The 18,796-nt window shown below is 58.3% G+C and carries 19 protein-coding genes; 13 read left to right on the forward strand and 6 right to left on the reverse strand.

The genetic code is table 11. The features are described from left to right. Positions 1–152: 152 nt before the first annotated feature. From HALAL_RS0113855 to HALAL_RS0113865, 3 genes are all read right to left on the reverse strand, one after another. Entirely contained in the window at positions 153–827 is a 675-nt protein-coding gene (locus HALAL_RS0113855; protein WP_025274568.1) for a response regulator, read from the reverse strand. Further along, positions 824–2,065: a sensor histidine kinase gene (locus HALAL_RS17810; protein WP_425402650.1), complete on the reverse strand. Its 1,242-nt coding sequence runs from the start codon at positions 2,063–2,065 to the stop codon at positions 824–826. Before HALAL_RS17810 ends, HALAL_RS0113855 begins: the two co-directional genes overlap by 4 nt. Positions 2,066–2,140: 75 nt before the next feature. Further along, positions 2,141–2,950: a RecB family exonuclease gene (locus tag HALAL_RS0113865; RefSeq protein ID WP_025274570.1), complete on the reverse strand. Its 810-nt coding sequence runs from the start codon at positions 2,948–2,950 to the stop codon at positions 2,141–2,143. A 126-nt stretch (positions 2,951–3,076) separates the two neighbouring features. On the opposite strand from HALAL_RS0113865, the gene HALAL_RS0113870 reads away from it, so the two are divergent. Beyond that, on the forward strand, positions 3,077–4,189 hold the full coding sequence (locus tag HALAL_RS0113870) for a M50 family metallopeptidase (RefSeq protein WP_025274571.1): 1,113 nt from the start codon (positions 3,077–3,079) through the stop codon (positions 4,187–4,189). 180 nt (positions 4,190–4,369) lie between these two features. Then, a complete protein-coding gene (locus tag HALAL_RS0113875; protein WP_025274572.1) occupies positions 4,370–5,221 on the forward strand; it encodes a tRNA (adenine-N1)-methyltransferase in 852 nt (283 codons plus the stop codon). A 160-nt stretch (positions 5,222–5,381) separates the two neighbouring features. Here HALAL_RS0113875 and HALAL_RS0113880 read toward each other — a convergent pair whose 3' ends face one another. Continuing rightward, the gene (locus HALAL_RS0113880; protein ID WP_025274573.1) at positions 5,382–5,663 is read right to left on the reverse strand and encodes a ferredoxin; all 282 of its coding nucleotides are present in this window, start codon (positions 5,661–5,663) and stop codon (positions 5,382–5,384) included. Between the two features lie 115 nt (positions 5,664–5,778). Between HALAL_RS0113880 and arc the strand changes: the two genes are divergently transcribed. The 6 genes from arc to pafA all read left to right on the forward strand — a co-directional run bounded on the left by arc (position 5,779) and on the right by pafA (position 13,095). Further along, a complete protein-coding gene (gene arc / locus HALAL_RS0113885; RefSeq protein WP_025274574.1) occupies positions 5,779–7,557 on the forward strand; it encodes a proteasome ATPase in 1,779 nt (592 codons plus the stop codon). Positions 7,558–7,673: 116 nt separating this feature from the next. Further along, positions 7,674–9,182, forward strand: coding sequence for a depupylase/deamidase Dop (dop, locus tag HALAL_RS0113890; protein ID WP_035534587.1), 1,509 nt, complete (start codon positions 7,674–7,676; stop codon positions 9,180–9,182). Positions 9,183–9,303: 121 nt separating this feature from the next. Continuing rightward, positions 9,304–9,519, forward strand: coding sequence for a ubiquitin-like protein Pup (locus tag HALAL_RS0113895; RefSeq protein WP_025274576.1), 216 nt, complete (start codon positions 9,304–9,306; stop codon positions 9,517–9,519). Between the two features lie 372 nt (positions 9,520–9,891). Beyond that, positions 9,892–10,683 (forward strand): proteasome subunit beta, encoded by a 792-nt coding sequence (gene prcB, locus HALAL_RS0113900; RefSeq protein WP_051462983.1) that lies wholly within the window; start codon positions 9,892–9,894, stop codon positions 10,681–10,683. A 176-nt stretch (positions 10,684–10,859) separates the two neighbouring features. After that, a complete protein-coding gene (gene prcA / locus HALAL_RS0113905; RefSeq protein ID WP_025274578.1) occupies positions 10,860–11,591 on the forward strand; it encodes a proteasome subunit alpha in 732 nt (243 codons plus the stop codon). Positions 11,592–11,736: 145 nt separating this feature from the next. Continuing rightward, complete coding sequence (gene pafA / locus HALAL_RS0113910; RefSeq protein ID WP_025274579.1) at positions 11,737–13,095, forward strand: Pup--protein ligase; 1,359 nt, start codon at positions 11,737–11,739, stop codon at positions 13,093–13,095. 48 nt (positions 13,096–13,143) lie between these two features. Here the strand turns inward: pafA and HALAL_RS0113915 are convergent, their stop codons facing one another. Beyond that, the gene (locus HALAL_RS0113915) at positions 13,144–14,232 is read right to left on the reverse strand and encodes a DUF3866 family protein (RefSeq protein WP_025274580.1); all 1,089 of its coding nucleotides are present in this window, start codon (positions 14,230–14,232) and stop codon (positions 13,144–13,146) included. Between the two features lie 85 nt (positions 14,233–14,317). On the opposite strand from HALAL_RS0113915, the gene HALAL_RS0113920 reads away from it, so the two are divergent. The 5 genes from HALAL_RS0113920 (at position 14,318) to tatC (ending at position 17,929) form a co-directional block, all read left to right on the forward strand. Then, positions 14,318–15,301 (forward strand): helix-turn-helix transcriptional regulator, encoded by a 984-nt coding sequence (locus HALAL_RS0113920; RefSeq protein WP_025274581.1) that lies wholly within the window; start codon positions 14,318–14,320, stop codon positions 15,299–15,301. Further along, positions 15,298–16,218, forward strand: a complete 921-nt coding sequence (locus HALAL_RS0113925; RefSeq protein WP_025274582.1) for a helix-turn-helix transcriptional regulator — start codon at positions 15,298–15,300, stop codon at positions 16,216–16,218. Before HALAL_RS0113920 ends, HALAL_RS0113925 begins: the two co-directional genes overlap by 4 nt. Before the next feature lie 19 nt (positions 16,219–16,237). After that, positions 16,238–16,483 (forward strand): hypothetical protein, encoded by a 246-nt coding sequence (locus HALAL_RS0113930; protein WP_025274583.1) that lies wholly within the window; start codon positions 16,238–16,240, stop codon positions 16,481–16,483. 178 nt (positions 16,484–16,661) lie between these two features. Further along, positions 16,662–16,940: a Sec-independent protein translocase subunit TatA gene (gene tatA / locus HALAL_RS0113935; protein ID WP_025274584.1), complete on the forward strand. Its 279-nt coding sequence runs from the start codon at positions 16,662–16,664 to the stop codon at positions 16,938–16,940. Between the two features lie 92 nt (positions 16,941–17,032). Beyond that, the gene (gene tatC / locus HALAL_RS0113940) at positions 17,033–17,929 is read left to right on the forward strand and encodes a twin-arginine translocase subunit TatC (RefSeq protein ID WP_245598123.1); all 897 of its coding nucleotides are present in this window, start codon (positions 17,033–17,035) and stop codon (positions 17,927–17,929) included. A 38-nt stretch (positions 17,930–17,967) separates the two neighbouring features. On the opposite strand, the gene HALAL_RS0113945 is transcribed toward tatC, so the two are convergent. After that, positions 17,968–18,705 (reverse strand): HAD family hydrolase, encoded by a 738-nt coding sequence (locus HALAL_RS0113945; protein WP_156937751.1) that lies wholly within the window; start codon positions 18,703–18,705, stop codon positions 17,968–17,970. Positions 18,706–18,796: the final 91 nt, after the last annotated feature.

Consider the following 18,796-nt stretch of genomic DNA (forward strand, 5'->3'; position numbering starts at 1 on the left):
CAATGTGATGCTATCTCAAAACTTAATGACATCATACATGATGTCACATTGACCGTACAACGGCTTTTTAGATGACTCAATCGTATGGGCCGTAGAGTGAAAGCACATCGTCTTGGCGTACGGTTTTGTCACTCCTCCTGTGGTAGGAGGCCTTAGCGCCCTGGTTGTACCAAGCCGGATTCGTAGGCGATGATGACGGCCTGGACGCGGTCGCGTGCTTCGAGTTTAGCGAGAATGTGGCCGACGTGCGTTTTAACTGTCGTTTCGCTGACGACCAACCTCTGAGCGATCTCCGCGTTGGTCAAACCTTGGGCTATATGGACGAGAACCTCACGTTCGCGTGACGTCAGTGATGTCAGATTGTTGTCATTTGCTGCCAGCTGATGTCGTTCTGTTTCGCTAAGACGGCCGAGAAGGCCACTGAGGATATGGGGAGACACCACCGAACCGCCGTGATGTACGGTTCGCAACGCCTGAATCAGGTCGTCGGGTCGTGCGTCTTTGGTGAGAAAACCGGACGCGCCCGCACGCAAGGCTCCGATGACGTAGTCGTCGTAGTCAAAAGTGGTGAGTACCAGGACCCGAGTCGATACTTTGGACGCGATAATGTCGGCCGTGGCCGTGACGCCGTCCTTGCGCGGCATGCGGATGTCCATCAGAACGATGTCAGGCTGTTTGGCGTGGACCAGTTCGAGTGCTTCGACTCCATCATCGGCCTCTCCTACGATGGTGATGTCCGGTTCGGCGCCTAGGACGAGGTTGAAACCGGCTCGCAGGAGTTGTTGATCGTCCGCAAGTACGACTGAGATCGTCTCGGTGTCGGTCATAGTTGTTCCGCTTTCGCCAGGGTAGCCGGGTCTTGAGCATGGGCGCGGGGAAACGTGGCCGTAACGGCAAAACCGCCGTGGTCGTCAACCTCGGCTGACAGAGTTCCCCCGTACAAGTGTGCGCGTTCCCGCATGCCGATGATTCCGTGCCCTCCGGCACGCTGCGGGGAATGAGCACCGTCTCCGACGTCATTGATGATCCGTACCGACAGTTGCTGTGGTTCGTAAGAGAGGATGACCTCGGACTGCGCATTGTGTCCCACGTGCTTGATGATGTTGGTCAGCGCTTCCTGGACGATCCGATAGACCGCCAGGCTGGCTCCCTGGTGTAGATCGAAGTAATCGCCTTTGACCGTATATTTCAGTGGGAGTCCGGCTTCCCGGTTCTGTGCGACCAAACTTCGAATGGAGTCCAATGTCGGGAGAGGCTGGGTTTCCGGCTCTTCGGAACTTCGCAACACCGTCAACAGCGAGCGCATTTGGTTGAGGGCTTCACGTGCGGTTTCGGAAACGGTATCGAGCGCCTCTTTGGACTTGTCGGGTTGAGAGTCGAAGGAGCGTCGTGCACCTTCGGCCATAACCCCGATAACGGCCAAATGGTGCGCTACTACATCGTGCAATTCGCGCGCGATACGTCGCCGTTCGTCGCCGACGGCCTGTTCCGCCAACGCCGCTTGGGTTGCTTCGGCGATATGAGTCCGTTCGGTGAGCTCATGCAACCGCTGTTTTCGGTATCGGACGATCCATCCAATGAAGTACGAGGTTATTCCCATTGCCCAGTTGACCGCCACCATCGCATAGGCGCTTGACGTAGGATCCCAGAACCCGTTGACCACGAATATCCAAGCCGTAGCGGTGATCCAGACGATCAAACCGGTAACGATCGACCATCGCGGAGTCAAATGTACGGCAGCGGTATAGGTGAGGATCAGATAAGCCGTTCCGTCGGCGGCTATAAAATCCCAGCTGGTGAACGCACTGAACGCCGTAGCGACGATCAAAAGCGATACCGCTGCCAGCATGTTCACGCGGCGTAGCGCGATGGGCACCAATCCCAGTGCCAGCTGCGGTAGTGACCACCAGGTGAAGTCATAGGGAGCCGTGTCGTTGGTGCTACTGGCGATGAACATCAACGATGCCATAAACGCCCAGATGACGGTAGCGAATACAATGTCGCTCTGGAGTGGTCTTGTTCGAATCCAGTGGTTGAAACGACTCGGTACAGCAGAAATCCTCACCGTTCAACTGTAAGGACCGAATACAGCCGATAGCTCCTACCTGCGAATGATATTGGCGTCGTTCCGTAAGAGGAGCTAAGCGAGGACGGTGGTCAGCGGGTAGGGCAACTCGTTCCCGCCGAACTCCGGGCAGTACTGCTGAAAATGGCACCAATCACACAAACGGGATTTCCGAGGAGGAAATATACCCGTGTCGATTGCCGCGCTGATGTCCTTCCAGAGCCGGGCCACCTCGGACTCGAAATCCTCCAATTCAACTGAGCTGGGGCGATGGTCGAGGATCTTACCGTCTCCCAAATACACCAAGCGCAGCGTAGCAGGGATCGTGCCTTCCACCCGCCACCACACCAAGGCATAGAAGCGCATTTGAAACAATGCCTTGTCCTGAAATCGCGGCGGTGGGCATTTGCCGGTCTTATAGTCGGTCAGCCGCACCATTCCGTCGTCGTTGACTTCCACGCGATCTATGAATCCCTTGGCCGGTGTGTCACCGTCCAATTGCGTGGTGACCAGGCGTTCGAGGGACTCGGCGCGTAGCCGGTCGGGAGCTTCCAGACGAAAGTACGTTTCGATGTGTCCTCGAACCTTGCGTTTCCATTCGTCGAGTTCACCCGCGGACGGAAACAGTTCATTGAGGTCCAAGGAGTCCTGCATTGACTTCCATCGCGTTGCCACAGCCTGCAACGCCGTTTCCGGAGTCCGTTCCCCCGGGGCGCTACGAAACAGGTCTTCCAGAGCCGAATGGACCAGCGTTCCCGCGACCTGCGCCGTCGACGGCGGTTCGGGAAGGCGGTCGACGCTTCGATAGCGATACAAAAGAGGGCATTGTTGAAAATCGTTGGCGCGCGACGGTGACAATTGCGAAGGACGGCGTGCATGCGACATCGTCCTAGGGTAGGCCATCGGGCGCAGAAACCGTAGCGACCGGTGACCGTACACGTGAGCTCCGGCATTCTCGTCCCAGGAGGCGCCGGCATCGTAATCGCACCGCTACGGCTACGATTGACACCGATGTCTGCACTCACCTCCCTGCGACGGTCGGGCCTGACCGTCGCGCGCGTTCGAAACATTCCCATCACCATCGGGTTCAGCTGGTTCATTCTGGCCCTACTGATCATTGTTCTCTATGGACCAGTGGTGCGCGGGACACTCCTGAACGTCACCTTGGGACAGTCGTACGCCTATGCAGCGGCCTTTGCCGTTTCCTTGCTCGTCAGCGTCTTTCTCCACGAGGTAGCCCATGCCGTCACGGCACGAGCGTTTGCCATCGAAGTTCGCTCGATCACCCTAGACGCTCTTGGTGGGGCTACCGAAATGTCGCGAGACGCGCCCAAACCGTTGCAGTCGGCATTGATCGCACTGGCGGGTCCGGTCATGTCGGTCATCATTGGGCTATCGTTCCTGATCATTACGTCGATGAACGAACCGGGAAGCTTGACCTGGCTCCTAGTCCTGCAAATGTCGCTCGCCAACCTGTTGGTTGCCGCCTATAATCTGTTGCCGGGCCTACCGCTCGACGGAGGCAAAGCCATTCAGGCATTGATTTGGGGAATCACAAAGGACGAATGGTCCGGCTACCGAATCGCCGGATGGATCGGGCGTGGAATCGCCGTCGCCACCGCTCTGGCGGGGCTCTGGCTATACGTGGCCGCCGAGTTCTCATTGCTTGGGCTTGTCATAGTGGTACTGGTGGGAGCCGATCTGTGGCGCGGAGCGGGTGGAGCCATCGCCTATTCGCGACGAGGTCGCCTCGTTCAACGTCTCAATGTCCGCGAACTCCTCAGGCCGATCGTATCGGTGGATTCCGACGTCACTCTGGAGCAGGCCGCTCGTACCGCTCAAGGGCGAACGATCGTGGTCATGAACGGGTCCGAACCCGTCGGTGTCGTCGATGACGCGGCTGCCGCGGCGGTCGCACCCGAACGGATCGCCGACATTAAGCTGTCCGGCCTGCTCCATCCGGCAGCTGAGATGTCCACCGTCGACGTCGACGCTCAAGGTCAGGGGCTGTTGCGGACGCTCGCGGAGGGAACGGGTGATTATTACTGGGTGATCGACGGCGAGCGATTGGTTGGCGTATTGCATGGCGACGATGTACTCGCTCGGTTGAATCAGCGGGAGTGACGTGCGGAAAGGCGGGAAGGGCTCGGCTGTTAACGGCAGAGGTCGCACTGTAGCCTGAATTGTTTACGGATGTTACCGGCGGCTTCTATGTGCCGGGCGGATTCTGGCGTATGATCTATTGTCCAGCCTGTGGCTCCCCGGCTCGAGCCGATGCTTATTCCCACACCAGAAAGGTAGCTTATGCTGCGCGAAGGCGACCGTGTCCAATTGACTGACGCGAAGGGGCGTAAGTCAACGATCACCTTGAAAGAGGGCGGACAATTCCACACTCACCGAGGAAGTATTGATCATGACAAATTGATCGGTCAGCCCGACGGAACCGCGGTGACGTCGTCCGGAGGTACCGCCTATCTGGCCCTCAAGCCTTTGTTGCCCGACTACGGGCTTTCGATGCGGCGTGGGGCGCAGGTTATTTACCCAAAGGACATCTCGCAGATCTTGATCCATGGCGATATCGCCCCCGGAACTCGAGTTGTGGAGGCCGGGGCCGGATCGGGTGCGTTGACGAATTGGCTACTGCGGTCCGTCGGTCCGGAGGGGCATGTGTACTCCTGGGAGATGCGGGACGACTTTGCCCGTATCGCGGAGGAGAACGTTGTGGGGTGGCACGGTCGCAAGCCCGAGAATTGGACTCTGGCCGTGGGCGACGTCGCCGAGGCCGAAGTGAGCGATGTAGACCGGGTCGTGTTGGACATGCTGTCGCCGTGGGAGGTCCTCGAGAAGGCGGAGTCCATCCTGCGTCCTGGTGGTGTTCTGATCGGATATGTGGCCACTACGACCCAGATGTCGGATTTTGTGGAGGCGATACGCGAGCGTAAAACCTTTACCGAGCCCGAAGCCTGGGAATCGATGGTACGCGGATGGCACCTGGAAGGTTTGGCCGTTCGCCCTGATCATCGCATGATCGCGCATACCGCATTCCTGGTGACCGCTCGGAAACTGGCCCCGGGAACTCAGGCACCCAGACGAAAGTTTAAACCTTCCAAGGGGCAGCAGGCACTGCGGGAACGTAAGGCACGGCAGGCGGAATAGCGGAGCCAAAATTCGAAATCCCGACCAATTCGTACAGGTGACGGCATTGGTTTTGCCGTCGTTTTACCGGTGGCCGTCGAACCATTGTGAGCATTCGACGGCCATTCATTGAGTTGTTAAGTTCTTTATTCATTGCACAGGGAGAATCCCGACAATTCCTTTATTCGGGTCCGGCGACTTGCTCCCCATCGGAGTGATGGCGCACGTATATGCATTCCCCCGGACAGTCGTGCGCCGCATTTATGACATCTAGTTTGAGGCGATGTGGTACCGGCACCGTTTGCCCTGGAGCCGTTTGCAGTTCCCCGTCGGAACCTTTGACGTAGGCTAGCCCGTCAATGTCGAATTCAAACACCTCAGTGGCGTATTGAACGCACAATCCATCGCCCGTGCAGGCGTCTTGATCGATGAGAACTTCCAACTCTTCAGCGTCATTAGGCATAGTCTCTAGAATAATTGCTGAAAAGTATCTAGCCAATGTCAGTGCGACAGACTACTATTTAGTTCTTCGATCCGTTAGGGTGGAAGCAAGTACCCTCACGTGGGAGGTGTGACCCGTGGCACGCAATAATGATGACCAACGACAGGAACACGGCCGGACACTGAGCGACGAAGACCTGTCTCAGCAGGTCGAAGAGCTACAGGAAGAACTAGCCGCCGCACGTACGCAACTGAGAGAATCACCCAGACACGTCCAGCTGCTGGAGGAACGACTTAGCTCCGCCCAGGCTCAGGTGGATCGTTTGACTGAGCAGAATGATCGTTTGGTCGCCACGTTGAAGGAAGCGCGCGATCAGATCGTGAACTTGAAGGAAGAGATCGATCGATTGGCGCAACCTCCATCGGGATACGGGGTTTTCCTTCGCGCCGTCGAGGACGGCCTGGCCGACATCTTCACGTCGGGGAGGAAGTTTCGGGTAACCCTGGCACCGTCGATCGATGTCGATAAAATCGAGCGCGGTCAGGAAGTGCTTCTCAACGACGCTATGAATGTTGTTGAGGTACTTGATTATGAGCGCACGGGTGACGTGGCGTCCATTAAGGAGCTGTTGCCCGATCCGGAGAGTGGCGTGGCCGATCGCGCTTTGGTCACCACTCACGCGGATGAAGAGCAGGTGGTTCTGCTTTCCGACGCGTTGATGAATCAGCCGTTGCGCGCCGGTGACGCGGTCATGATGGAACCGCGAGCGGGCTATGCGTACGAACGTATTCAGAAGAGTGAAGTCGAGCAGCTGGTTCTGGAAGAGGTACCGGATGTCGACTACTACGATATCGGTGGCCTCGGCGGGCAGATCGAACTGATTCGCGACGCGGTGGAATTGCCGTTCTTGCACGCGGAATTGTTCACCGAGCACCAGCTTCGTCCTCCGAAAGGCGTTCTGCTGTACGGGCCTCCCGGGTGTGGTAAGACTCTGATCGCCAAGGCGGTGGCCAATTCATTGGCGAAGAAGGTCGTCGACACGACCGGTGCGGGTTCGGCGAAGAGTTACTTTCTCAACATCAAGGGCCCCGAGCTGCTCAACAAGTACGTTGGTGAGACCGAGCGTCATATTCGCCTGGTATTCCAACGTGCTCGGGAAAAGGCATCGGAAGGTATGCCGGTCATCGTATTCTTCGATGAAATGGACTCCATTTTCCGCACCCGAGGTTCCGGAGTGTCGTCGGATGTGGAGAACACGATCGTTCCACAACTGTTGAGTGAGATCGATGGTGTGGAAGGGTTGGAAAATGTGATCGTCATTGGGGCGTCCAACCGTGAGGACATGATCGACCCGGCGATTTTGCGGCCCGGGCGTCTTGACGTCAAGATCAAGATCGAGCGTCCCGACGCCGAATCGGCCCGGGACATCTTCTCCAAGTACATCACCTCCGAACTGCCCTTGCATGTCGACGATCTGGCCGAACACGACAAGGATCGTGAATCGACCGTGCAGTCGATGATTCAAGCCGTAGTCGAGAGAATGTACTCCGATGAGGAGGAAAACCGTTTCCTCGAGGTGACCTACGCCGACGGCGACAAAGAAGTCCTTTACTTCAAGGACTTCAACTCCGGTGCCATGATTGAAAACATCGTCGCACGGGCCAAGAAAATGGCCATTAAGGACTTCCTGACCAATGAGGCGAAAGGGGTGCGGCTACAGCATCTCATTCAAGCCACAGTGGATGAATTCAGGGAGAACGAGGATCTACCGAACACCACCAACCCGGATGATTGGGCAAGGATTTCGGGTAAGAAGGGTGAGCGGATCGTCTACATCCGTACCCTGGTATCGGGTAAGGATTCCGATTCGGGCCGTAGCATCGACACCGTGAGTAACACTGGTCAATACCTGTAGGGCAGAGGTGGTCCGGCCGGTTGCCGGACCACCGGTCCACTGACGACTATCCAACCTCGGTGTAGTGTCGATCGGCCCTGCGTTGATTGAGTATTGACAATTAGATTGGTTGTAATATGTCTGTGCGACGGATAATGGGTACCGAGGTCGAGTACGGGATCAGTGTGCCCGGCCAACCGGGCGCGAATCCAATGATGACGTCATCCCAGATTGTCAATGCTTATGCGTCACATCCGGAATTGGCACGAGGTTCACGAGCGCGCTGGGATTATGAAGAGGAGACCCCACTCCGGGACGCGCGCGGCTTTACCTACAACGGAGCGCTGCACGATCCGGCCGAGAATTTGGCCGACGACGATACCGGTTTGGCCAATGTCATCTTGACCAACGGAGCTCGGTTTTACGTCGACCATGCCCACCCTGAGTACTCCACCCCCGAAGTCACCAACCCCTGGGACGCGCTGCTCTATGACAAGGCAGGGGAGGAGACCCTGGCGGCCGCGGCCGAACGAGCGGCCTCGACTCCAGGGGTCAGTCCCATTACTCTCTATAAGAACAACACTGACAATAAAGGCGCGTCGTACGGCTGCCATGAGAACTTTCTGATGGATCGTTCGGTGCCGTTTAGCGACATTGTCGCCCATCTGACCCCGTTTCTGGTCACCAGACAGGTTTTCGCGGGTGCGGGTCGTGTCGGTATCGGGCAGGACGCGTCCGAACCGGGCTTTCAAATCACGCAACGTTCGGATTTCTTTGAGGTCGAGGTCGGCCTCGAGACGACGTTGAAGCGTCCGATTATCAATACCCGGGATGAGCCACATGCCGATGCCGATCGTTATCGGCGTTTGCACGTCATCATCGGCGACGCGAATATGTCGGAGACGGCCATCTTCTTGAAACTGGGAACGACGTCGTTGATTCTGGCGATGATCGAGGCCGGTGTGCTCGACGGATCCTTGGCGGTCGCCGAACCGGTGGCCGAACTACGCGCCGTCAGCCATGACCCCAGCTTGAAGCACAAGATCGAACTGCGCAACGGTTCGCAGGTGACCGCCGTAGAACTACAGCAGCGTTTCCATTCGGAAGCCGTGGCGTTCTGCGGCGACTCTCCCGACGAACAGACCGCCGAAGTCCTGCGTCTGTGGGGTGAAGTGCTGGCGAAGTTGGAGAACGACCCCTTCGAATGTGCCGACATACTGGACTGGCCGGCCAAACTCAAGCTTTTGAACCGGTATCGGAGTCGGGAGAACCTCGATTGGAATGCCGCTAAGCTTCAGGCTATCGACCTGCAGTACCACGACGTACGCCGGGACAAGGGGCTTTATCACCGTTTGGTCGCTCGGGGGGCGATGAAACGCCTGGCCAGTGATGCCGATATCCAGCACGCAATGGCGGAACCCCCTGCCGATACGCGGGCCTTCTTCCGAGGGCGGTGTTTGGAGAAATTCCCCGCCCAGGTGGTGGCCGCTTCCTGGGATTCGGTGATTTTTGACGTCGGGCGTGATTCTTTGGTCCGCATCCCGATGTCAGAACCGACCCGAGGAACGGCCGAGCACGTGCAGGAGCTGTTTGAGCGCTGCGAATCGGCGGAGGAACTGCTCGACATCATCACTGGCAAGGAATAGGGGGAGTATGGTACAACGTTTTAACGATATGCCGCAGGTTTCGTTACGGGAGTTAAGATACGCCTCATTCGGCACGGTTGAATCTTCGGGTTGTTGGGCGTAAGGAAAGAAGGGGGCCACCATGGCAGCCAAAGAATCTGGCGGGCAATCGCACTCGCAGCGTTCCCGTTCTGAGGAGACTGAGGAAACAACGGAAGCCACCGCTGAATCCGATGCCACGGAACGGCAAGAAGAATTGAATGAGGAAGTGGACGACCTCCTGGACGAGATCGACGATGTCTTGGAAACGAACTCTGAGGAATTCGTTCGATCATTCGTCCAAAAGGGTGGTCAATAAGAGGTGGAAGGGCGTGGCCTGAACGCATGAAACGAAAGGTCATGCTCAACCGCCATGATGAATGTGTCCACTGTTGCCGTCCGACATTATCGTCCACTGGATATGGTGCGGACGAGGGAATTAATATGGGCACGTTATGAAACCACTTCGTTTCGGATTGCCTTTCCGAGCACACTACCTTGCACCCCACGAGGACCGCGAACGCAGCGGGTAATAGGGTGACCATCGGGTCGCCGGAGCGGATTGAACGGCTATCGTGCGTCACGGCGACGGCTACTCGAGTGCACAGAGATTTCAACGATTTCACTACCTTTCAGCTGAGGGGGCAATGTGACCGACCATGCTTTTCCAGATAGGATTCCGGCGCATTTTATGAATGCGGCGACATCCTCGTTTACCGATTTTATTTCTCAAACCGCCCCGGAGTTGGTGCCCGGCAAAATGTCACTTCCCGATGGGAATCATTCCGACTTTTCCGCGCACGCGACCACGATCGTTTCCATGCGATGCCGCGGAGGAGTGGTCATGGCGGGAGATCGTCGTGCCACGATGGGGAACTATATCTCCAGCCGCGACATTGAAAAGGTCTTTCCGGCTGATTTCCACTCTCTGATCGGAATCGCCGGTACCGCGGGCATCGGCTTGGAGATGGTGCGTCTCTACCAGACCGAACTGGAACACTACGAGAAGATCGAAGGTCGACCGCTCACTCTAGAGGGCAAGGCCAACCGCTTGGCCACCATGTTGCGTTCGAACTTGGGAATCGCATTGCAGGGATTGGCGGTCGTGCCGCTGTTTGCCGGGTTTGACCTGGATGCCGAGGACCCCGATACGAGCGGGAAGATCTTCTCCTTTGACGTAGTCGGTGGAGTGTATCAAGAACGGGACTTCGATTCCATCGGTTCCGGTTCCGTATTCGCCAAATCGTCGTTGAAAAAGACCTTCCGGCGTGGAATGGAACGCGAGGAGGCGGTCAAGATTGCGGTGGAGGCGCTCTACGACGCCGCCGACGATGATTCGGCCACAGGCGGGCCCGATCCGATACGGAAGTTGTACCCGGTGGTCATGTCCGCGACCGCGGACGGCACGGATCGTGTAGACGAGGACGAAGTGGCCGCGATCGCCGCCGACATTGTTTCCCGTCGTACCAGTGATGAGGCTTAGATGAGTGTTTCCTAGCGGCGAGGGGCTGTGCAACGAGGGCCGTGCGTGTCACGACTGAGAATGGCGATGTTCGGGCTCATCATTGCAGCCTGAAGCCGGAACGCGTGATGGATACGCGCGTTCGGTGAGCACGGTGTGTCGAGGTTGGAAGCATTCATTGAAAAGGAGAAACAACTATGGCGATGCAGTTTTACACCAGTCCCGAACAGATCATGCGCGATCGGTCCGAATACGCGCGCAAGAACATTTCGCGGGGCCGTAATGTGATCGCCCTGTCCTGTGCGGACGGGGTGTTGATGGTGGCCGAGAACGTCTCTACGGCACTGTACAAGCTCTATGAACTCTACGACCGGATCGGATTCGCGGCGGTGGGAAAGTACATTGAGTTCGAAAACCTGCGTACCGCCGGTGTCCGTATGGCGGATCTTCGTGGGTACTCCTACGATCGGCGTGACGTCACCGCCGTGTCGTTGGCGAAGGCTTACGCGCAAACCCTGGGAGCGATCTTCACCGAACAGACGAAACCGTTTGAGGTTGAGCTGTGTGTGGCCGGTGTCGGTCGGCGCCCTGAAGACGATGAACTGTATCGACTGACGTTCGACGGATTCATCAATCATGAGCCGGGATACTTGGCAATGGGCGGCCAGGCCGAGCAACTGGTGGAGGTGTTGGAAGGTAACCACGACATCAATGCGCCCGTGCGTGAGGCCTTCGCCTTGGCCACACGCGCCTTGGCCGCCGGCGGTGAGAACGGGACACAACGTGAGCTGAATAAGGATGTTCTCGAAGTGGCCATGCTGGAACGCTCTAAGCCGGCGCGGACGTTCCGCCGTATCCAGGGCGCGGCTCTGGAAGCGTTGATGCCCGAGCAGGAGGACGAATCGGACGAGTCGTCTGAATCGGAGTAGGTTTTGGGTGGGATTGTCGTGTGTAGGACAATCCCACCCCATTCGATGAAACATGGTAATGCCGGGGGTTTTCGATTGTCCTCCATTTGGAATGTGCGAGGCCGGAACGCTGTTCTTTTGTCGCCATGAGGTGTAGCCTCATGACATGGACAGGCGAATTTATGGCATTGAGACAGAATACGGCGTGACGTGCACGTTTCGTGGACAGCGGCGCCTATCGCCCGACGAAGTCGCTCGATATCTTTTTCGGCGCGTCGTCTCCTGGGGACGTTCCTCCAACGTTTTTCTCCGCAATGGAGCCCGTCTCTACCTCGATGTCGGTTCCCATCCGGAATACGCCACCCCCGAGTGCGACTCGGTCTCCGACTTGGTGCGTCATGATCGAGCAGGGGAACGCATCCTGGAAGGACTGATGATTGACGCCGAGAAGCGTCTTCACGACGAGGGTATCGCCGGTGACATCTACCTGTTTAAGAACAACACCGATTCGGCTGGCAATTCCTATGGGTGCCATGAGAACTACTTGGTGAGTAGACACGGGGAATTCGCGCGGCTGGCCGAAGTGCTGATCCCGTTTTTGGTGACACGGCAACTGATTTGCGGGGCTGGGAAGGTGTTGCAGACTCCCAGAGGCGCCAAGTTCTGCCTGTCACAACGTGCGGAACATATCTGGGAGGGCGTATCGTCGGCGACGACGCGTTCGCGTCCCATCATCAACACTCGCGACGAGCCCCATGCGGATGCGGAACGGTATCGACGGCTGCACGTCATCGTGGGGGATTCGAATATCAATGAAATGACCACCATGCTCAAGGTGGGGACGGCTGATTTGGTGTTGCGGATGATTGAGACGGGCGTGACGATGCGCGATCTCAGCCTGGAGAACCCCATCCGTGCCATCCGCGAGATCAGCCATGACCCCACGGGACGTAAACCCATCCGGTTGAGTTCGGGGCGGGAGGCGTCCGCTCTCGACATTCAGAAGGAATACTTCGCCAAGGCTTCCGAATTCGTGGCCGCACGCGGGGGCGACGAAGTCACCAAGAAGGTACTTGACCTCTGGGGCCGAGTGCTGGAAGCGGTCGAGACCGACAATCTGTCGTTGGTGGAAACCGAGATCGACTGGGTCGCCAAACGGTTGTTGATCGACCGGTACTGCGCCAAACGTGATGTTGACCTGTCGTCGCCTCGAGTCGCTCAACTGGACCTCGCCTATCACGACATTAGGCGGGGGCGTGGTCTGCAGAGCTTGATGGAACAACGTGGACAGGCTAAGCGGTTCACCCAGGAGGTTCAGGTATTCGAAGCGAAGGCAAAGCCACCAGAATCGACCCGGGCGCGATTGCGTGGTGAATTCATTCGCGCCGCCCAGGAGAAACGGCGTGACTTTACCGTGGACTGGGTGCATTTGAAACTTAACGACCAGGCTCAGCGCACAGTGCTGTGTAAGGACCCGTTCCGCTCGCGTGATGAACGTGTGGACAAGCTCATTGCCTCCATGTGATCGCCTCGGGGGAAACCGATCCGCGCGAGGCGTACCGCGCGGATCGGGTCAGTCGTCGGCCAGCATGTCCGCGGCGCACCGCCCGGCGGCCGCCGCGGCCAGGAAGTAGATCCGGTCGGAATCCATGCCTCTACCCATTGTGGATAGGCGGACGGGAAGCCGTTTCAACTCCTCCTCCAGACCGTCACACGAAACTTCGACCTGTCGGTGGCGGTCTGGCAACTGTGCCAACTGATCGCGCACCTTTGACTGCAATTCCGCCGGGATATCACGCGGAACGGGAACGGTAGCCCCTGCTAGGGCGACTTTGCCGTACGAGGTCATAGAATGGTGGCTGATTCCCCAATGCCGTTCGCGAGCGTCGCCTTCCGAGATACGCAAGGAGGCCACCGGGCGGCCGTGTAGTACCGAGGCGGCATTGACCGCTTCACCGGTCTCCGTACCTGAGAAGCCCCAGATCGTACCGGTACCCAGATTGCCCGGTCCCTGCGCCACTATGGCGATGTCCGCATCCGCCACGGCTTTGGCGGCGATGAGACCATTGTGCACGTTCGTAGCCTCCCATTGCCCGCCAAAGCACTGCCCGGCGGTGATGGTTCCACACAGATAGTCGGACAACTGGTCGAGAGCCTTCGAAAACCAGGCAGGTAGCGAACCGCCGTCGGTCATGATATACGCCACCTTCGCGGTGGGGCGGCTGAAGTGGATTCCGGCCAGTATCGGCGCCAGTGCTGAATGCAGGTCGGCGGTGATCACCGGCATTCCGGCCAGGTCACGCGTCGCTTCCACCGCTTCACGCCAGGGGGAGTCGTCCTCGTCGACCCCCAAGCGCATCGACTGCAGAGGCGTATAGCGTGCTTTGACGATATGACCGGGCCGGTCGACGTCGTCGGGCAATCGATCCGGAATGGCGACCACCAAGGCATAGCCGCCCGTCCCCAACCCTTTGGACAAGGCATTGCAGTTCAACAACAATCGGTCGCCGACCTGAGGAATACCGACCATATCGTTGTAGGCCAGCCCTTTGGCCTGATAGGAGTCCTCACCCTGGCGTGCCTCTACGGTTACCTCCAACTCCGTGCAACCGTTCCAGGCACCTCGAATTCCCGTCACTGTTCCATATCGCCATCTGATCACGGCATTCACGCTAGCACCGCGAACGTTGCACTCCGGGAACAGCCCACCCCAAGCGGCCGAGGCGACCAACGGTTACTCTATATCAGTGGCGAACGATCGTACTGAACGACTCATTAACCTGGTATTCTGCCTGCTGTCGACTAGGCGGTTCCAAACCGCCTCAACGATATCCCGAACCGTGCCGGGCTACGAACACAATCCCGACGATCGCAAACAACGGGAAGCGTTTCAACGCAAATTCGAACGTGATAAGGCCGAACTACGTCGTCTGGGATTCCCCGTTCAGACTGGTACCGATCCTTATCAGGATGAATCCGAGCCCGGTTATCGACTGGCCCGCGACGAGTTCGAACTGCCTGAACTGGAGTTCACCGCTCCTGAAGCGGCCGCCGTTGCCACGGCCATCAATCTCTGGCAGCAGCCCCAGCTGCGCGAAACCGGTCACGGGGCCCTCCGCAAACTCAAGGCCGCCGGTATACACGTCGGACTCAACGGCACCCACGGCAGGGTGCAACCTCGACTGTCCGACGACACCAACCTGGTCACTCTCTTGGAAGCCGCTACCGATCATCGCCAAGTCATCTTTGACTACCACTCGCGCGGCAACGCCGAAGCGGCCCGCCGACGCCTGCAGCCTTGGGGCAGTGCCGCATGGAAGGGCCGCTGGTACGTGGCCGGCTGGGATCTCGACCGGCGCGCTCGCCGCTGTTTCAAACTCAGTCGTATCGTCGGCGAGGTGAGGGCCGTGGGAAATGAGTCGTCCTTCGAACCACCGGCTGACGTCGACGTACTGTCGTTTATCGCCCAAGCGGCGGAACCGGCCGCACCGACCCGTCTCGCCGAGGTCGTAGTACGCCCTCAAACGGCCTGGGCATTGCGTCGATTGGCGATAAAGGTGGGGCCGCGCACCGCCGAAGGCGACGTGCTGGCCTTCGAGTTCAGTGATACGGAGACGACCGCGGCCATGCTGGCGTCGTTCGGGCCCGACGTGACAGTGCGGGAACCACAGGATTTGGTGAAAGCAACCGTATACTGCCTGCAGCGAATCGCGGGAGAGGAGATCGTATGACTCGTTCGACCGACCGATTGGCGCGTCTGTTCAACCTCCTGCCGTACTTGTCGGCCCGCCCCGACGGGGTCGACCTGCGGCAGGCCGCGCACGATTTCTCCATCAGCGTCGAGCAACTCCGGTCCGATCTGATGTTGCTGTTCCTGTGCGGTCTTCCCGGCTATAGCCCCGGGGACCTCGTCGATATCGTCATTGACGCCGACCAGGCCCGCGTACGCTTTGACGCCGGGCTGTCGCGGCCCGTTCGTCTCTCGCAACGCGAAGCATTGGCTCTTACGGTGGCTCTGCAGGCGCTAGCGTCCACCCCCGGGGTCGAGGATGTGGAGTCCATCGAATCGGCGTCGCACAAGATTGCCACGGCCGCGGGAGGGGTACGAGCCCACGCGGATTTCCGCGATCCGGTCATCGAGGACAACGTCGAGGCGGGCCGCGAACTGGTGGCCTCCGGGCGCGCCGCCCGCATCACCTATTACACCGCCAGCCGAGACACCACCAGTGAACGTGTCGTCGAACCGATATCGATGGACATGGTCGACGGTCATGCCTATCTACAGGCATGGTGCCGCTCCGCTGACGCGATACGGCATTTTCGGCTCGACCGGATCGACGCGATGACGATTCTTGACGAGCGAATCGGCGAACACCGCAGGTCCCGGCAGGAATGGGCACCGTTCTGGGAAGACCTGTCGGAAGTCGAGCTGCTTCTCGATGGCGATGCCATGAGTCTGGCCGAGGACTTCTACTGTCGGGACCTGGGGATGCTTGACGGACGTCGCCATATCGCCCTACGTGTATACGACGAAGCCTGGGCGGTGCGGCTGATCTCCAGCTACGCCGGTCATGTGACAGTGCTCTCACCGGAGTCACTGCGTAACACGATCGTCTCCCAAGCTCGGGCAGCGCTCGAGCAATATTGACGGAGGATAGAATGGCGCTATGATTTGGGTGATTTCAGGTGGTTTGGTCTTTCTCGGCCTATTGGCTGTCGGGATGAAAGCCCTGGCGGTGCTGTCCAAGCGCAAGGACCTCACGATTCGTATGGACCGCATGCAACGCCACGTGACGAGCGTGGACGAACTGAAACAGCGCGGAGAGGCGGTGGCCGCACGCGGTGAGTCGCTCGCGACCGAAGCGCAGGACGTGGCGCAGCGGGCGCAGAACATTTCGCGCACGGTCTCGTGAGCCACAAAGTGATAAAGATTCTTAATATATGACCGTGGAACGTTGACGTATTCCGTTACACCAGGCATCCTTGCAGAAGCCAAGCCGATTGCTTTGGCGGTGGTGTCCTGCGGGCGGCTACACTTAAGTAGTAACCACCAAGATCAACAGACGTAAGTCATTTGAAGGGGAACGCAGTATGGGAGCTCTCAAGCCGTGGCACATTATCGTGCTGGTCGTGGTGCTACTTCTGTTGTTCGGTTCGAAGAAGCTTCCGGGCATGGCCCGCGGTCTAGGTCGCTCCATGCGGATTCTGAAGTCGGAAACCGAGCAGATGAAGTCCGAGTCTCACAATCCTGACTCGGAAGCCGATGATTCGGCTGAGCCCAAACACAGTCGGGAGCCGCTGTCGGGCACGGTCGAGGGCGAACACGTCCAAGATAAGAGCGAGCAACCCGACCGGAAAAAGACTTACTAGAACGAGGCACGCCACCCATGGTGAAACTCTGGCCTCGTAAGGGAGGGCGGAAAACAACGTTCCAAAGGGCCGCCACAGGCGATATGACCCTCATGGAGCATATTCAAGACTTTCGTCGTCGTCTGCTGGGTGCGGTATTGGCCATATTGGTCGGCACCGCAGTCGGGATGTACTTCGCCCAGGACGTCATCACCTTTCTCTCGCAGCCCTATTGCGAGGTTAAATCTGATTTGAGTGATGACGAGGCCTCGCTGTGTCAATTCAACCTGGGCTCTCCGATCGACCACATCACGATCTGGCTGAAGATCTCACTGTATCTGGGCCTGATCGCGACCGCCCCGGTGTGGTTGTATCAGCTCTGGGCGTTCCTCGCCCCCGGCTTGCACCGGAATGAACGTAAGTACGCCTATGCCTTCATCGCCATAGCCACCCCACTGTTCCTTGGTGGTGTGGTTCTGGCCTACTTCGTGGTGAAGCACGGTCTGCAATTCATCATGATTTTGAACGGTGCCTTTGACATCACCATTGACCTGCAGAAGTATATTGGCTTCTACGTCGCGGTCATGCTGGTGTTCGGCCTGGGTTTCGAATTCCCATTGATCATGTTGATGCTGAACGTCATCGGTGTTATATCGGCCAAACGCATGCTGGGCTGGTGGCGCATCGTGGTGTTCATGAGCTTTTTGTTCACCGCGGTTTTCACCCCCACGCCCGATCCGTTCGGTATGACCGCGCTCGCGATATGCATGTTGATTCTGTATCTCATGGCCTGTGGTGTGGCGTTTATCAACGACAGACGACGGGCGGCGCGTGACGAGCAGTGGGACGATGATGAAGCCAGTGACATCGGTACGGCCGATCCGGTGGCCCCCAGTCAGGAATCGACCCCGGAATCCGATCTGAACGAACAGTCGGACGAGTCCGAGGACGGATCGAACGTTCGACGCAATCGTCTCGGACGTCCGATTGATTTCGACGACATTACTTAGTCGAGTGATCGCCGCCGGCGAATACCGGTCGGCGGCGATCAGCTTTCTGAACGAACGAGCTTCAGCACGGATCCGAGTCCGACGATTCCACCGGGGTCGGCCTCGGAGACCAAGTACGTGCGAGCACCGACCCGGGTCGCTCCGGCATCGGCCATGGCGTCACCGACCATGAGTACGCGTTTGGGATCGACTCCCAGTTGATGACAGGCGGCGTAGAAGATCTTCTCGTCGGGTTTGCAGTGCCCGATTTCGTACGACAGTATCCACTCGTCAATGAAACGGTCGAGTCCCAGGTACTCTGCGATCGGGCGCAGATCGAATCCGACGTTCGAGACCAGGGCGATGGGGAAACCCTGTGCTTTGAGAGTCATCAGAGTGGAAGCGGCATCGGCGAACGCCACCCAGCCCTCCGGCGAAGCGAGGCGTTCGTACAGTGCCTCGGCCAACGGTGCGCTGACCCCGTGTGCCTGTTGAGCCAAGTGCGAATACGCCAAGCGGTGGCAATCGGGGTCGAGGTCCCTTTCGGCCCAGGCGGCCGCGAAATCGGGGCGGACGCGCGGAGCGGATCCGGATCCGACCCAGCCTTGCGCTCCTATGGCATCGGCGATCACCATGGCCTTCAGTGAGCTCATATTCTCCCCGCATGCTTCGGCGGCGAGTGATACGGCACGTGTCAGCGGCTCCAAGGTCGCCAACGTGCCCTGGAAGTCGAAAAGGACGGCGTCGAAAGCCATTCCGTCCATCTGTTTGCGAAAATGTGGCCAATCCCTATGCACACCAATACGCTACCGTCTCCTGTAGTAGCGGTCACAAGCGGGTAACCGCACCATCACGCTGTTATCACAATGTCATAATCATGCTTTACTC

It is taken from the genome of Haloglycomyces albus DSM 45210, from assembly GCF_000527155.1.
In the GTDB taxonomy this organism is placed as follows: Bacteria; Actinomycetota; Actinomycetes; order Mycobacteriales; family Micromonosporaceae; genus Haloglycomyces; species Haloglycomyces albus.